The organism is Hydrocoleum sp. CS-953 (assembly GCF_002260545.1).
Lineage (GTDB): Bacteria > Cyanobacteriota > Cyanobacteriia > Cyanobacteriales > Microcoleaceae > Trichodesmium.
Map to the genome: position 1 here is coordinate 1 of NZ_LGSU01000214.1, position 2,471 is coordinate 2,471.

3 protein-coding genes are annotated in these 2,471 nt (G+C 34.4%); all 3 read left to right on the forward strand.

Features of this window, described 5'->3' with window-relative positions; genetic code table 11:
- Window positions 1-883, forward strand: an 883-nt coding sequence (locus AFK68_RS01825) for a type ISP restriction/modification enzyme (protein ID WP_305778118.1), incomplete at its 5' end; no start/stop codon positions are given.
- A gap of 604 nt (window positions 884-1,487) precedes the next feature.
- Entirely contained in the window at window positions 1,488-1,628 is a 141-nt protein-coding gene (locus tag AFK68_RS36150; protein WP_168186282.1) for a hypothetical protein, read from the forward strand.
- A 666-nt stretch (window positions 1,629-2,294) separates the two neighbouring features.
- Window positions 2,295-2,450 carry a hypothetical protein gene (locus AFK68_RS36155; RefSeq protein WP_168186283.1) on the forward strand — a complete coding sequence of 52 codons (156 nt, stop codon included), beginning with the start codon at window positions 2,295-2,297 and terminating at the stop codon, window positions 2,448-2,450.
- Window positions 2,451-2,471 lie beyond the last annotated feature (21 nt).

A 2,471-nucleotide genomic window follows, 5' to 3' on the forward strand; every position in this document is an offset into this window, starting at 1 on the left:
AGCTAATAACCTAAATTGGCAGACTTACTTAACCACTTGTTTATATCGTCCTTTCGATAAAAGATTCTATTATAATCATCAAAATTTGGTTGATAGACCTAGGGATGAAGTGATGATACATTTACAATCAGACAATCTAGCGTTAATTTTATGTCGTCAACAAAAAGAGGTAGGATTTAGACATTGTTTAGTGACTGAAAATATAGGAGATGGAAACTGTATTTCAATTCATTCAAGAGAAAGAAGTTATTATTTTCCTCTCTACATCTATCCCGACACAGAAAGCGGACAAACAAATTTATTTGTGGAAAAAACAGCCAATTTATCCTCAAAATTTTTAACTGCCATCCAAGAAAAATTAGGATATATCCCCACACCAGAAAATATCTTTTATTGCGCTTATGCCATATTTCATTCCCCTACTTATCGACAAAGATACGCTGAATTTTTGCAGATAGATTTTCCTCGCCTTCCCCTCACTAGCGATCATCAATTATTCCAAAAATTAATAACTAAAGGTGAACTATTAGTTAATCTACATTTACTCAAAAATTTACCAGTTTTCCAACCGGAAGAAAAAATAACTATTGATTATATAGGGGATGGAAAAAATCTAGTCAAAGAAATTAGATATGATTCGACAAACGAAAAAATCTGGATTAACAAAAATTGTTATTTCACAGGAGTCAGTCAAAAAGTATGGGAATTTAAAATCGGTAGCTACCAAGTTTTAGATAAATGGCTTAAAGACAGAAAAAAAGCTAACCGGGAATTATCGAATGAAGAGATTAATCACTATCAAAAAATTATTGTTGCTCTGAGAGAAACCAGAAAAATAATGACAGAAATAGATAAAATTATTCCGAGCTTTCCTCTCGAATAGTCCGACAGTCAAATCGAGTCGGAAAAATTTGTTTACCTATATATATTTGTCATTCCCTCTACCTAGAGATGCGGTAGGGAAATTTGCCAAAATTCTCTCAATTTTCCCTAGTAACTATTTATCTATCTCACCACCTATGACTCGGCAAAAATTATTGTTGCNCTCGAATAGTCCGACAGTCAAATCGAGTCGGAAAAATTTGTTTACCTATATATATTTGTCATTCCCTCTACCTAGAGATGCGGTAGGGAAATTTGCCAAAATTCTCTCAATTTTCCCTAGTAACTATTTATCTATCTCACCACCTATGACTCGGCAAAAATTATTGTTGCCTCCAGAGAAGTCAGAAAACTAAACAGAGAAATAGATGAAATTATTCTGAGCTTTCCTCTCGGATAGTCAGACAGAAAAACTGAGGATGAAAAATTCATCTATCTATATATAGTTGTCATCCCATCTACCTAGAGATGCGGTAGGGAAAATTTGCCAAAATTCTCTCAATTTTCCCAAGTAACTATTTACCTATCCCACCACCGATGACTCGGCAAAAATTATTGTTGCTCTGAAAGAAACCAGAAAAGTAAGGATAGAAATAGATAAAATTATGCCGAGCTTTCCCTCAGATAGTCAGACAGAAAAACTGAGTGGGAAAAATTTGTTTATCTATATATATTTGTCATCCCATCTACCTAGAGATGCGGTAGAAAAATTTGCCAAAACTTTCTCTTCTTTCCCAAAATTATGATTTACCTATCTCACCACCGATGAGNAGAGAAGTCAGAAAACTAAACAGAGAAATAGATGAAATTATTCTGAGCTTTCCTCTCGGATAGTCAGACAGAAAAACTGAGGATGAAAAATTCATCTATCTATATATAGTTGTCATCCCATCTACCTAGAGATGCGGTAGAAAAATTTGCCAAAACTTTCTCTTCTTTCCCAAAATTATGATTTACCTATCTCACCACCGATGAGTCGGCAAAAATTATTGTGTCTGTGAGAGAAACGAGAAAAATAATGACACAAATAGATGAAATTATTCCGAGCTTTCCCCTCAGATAGTCTCACAGAAAAACCGAGTCGGAAAAATTCATTTATCCAGATATATAGTTGTCATCCCCTCTACCTAGAGATGCGGTAGGGAAATTTCCCAAAACTTTCTCTTCTTTCCCAAAATTATGATTTACCTATCTCACCACCGATGAGTCGGCAAAAATTATTGTTGCCTCCAGAGAAGTCAGAAAACTAAACAGAGAAATAGATGAAATTANATTTACCTATCTCACCACCGATGAGTCGGCAAAAATTATTGTTGCCTCCAGAGAAGTCAGAAAACTAAACAGAGAAATAGATGAAATTATTCTGAGCTTTTCTCTCCGATAGTCAGACAGAAAAACTGAGTCGAAAAAATTTGTTGATCTATATATATTTGTCATCCCCTCTACCTAGAGATGCAGTAGTAAAATTTGCCAAAATTCTTTCAATTTTCCCAAGCAACTATTTACCTATCTCACCACCGATGAGTCGGCAAAAATTATTGTTGCCTCCAGAGAAGTCAGAAAACTAAACAGAGAAATAGATGAAATTA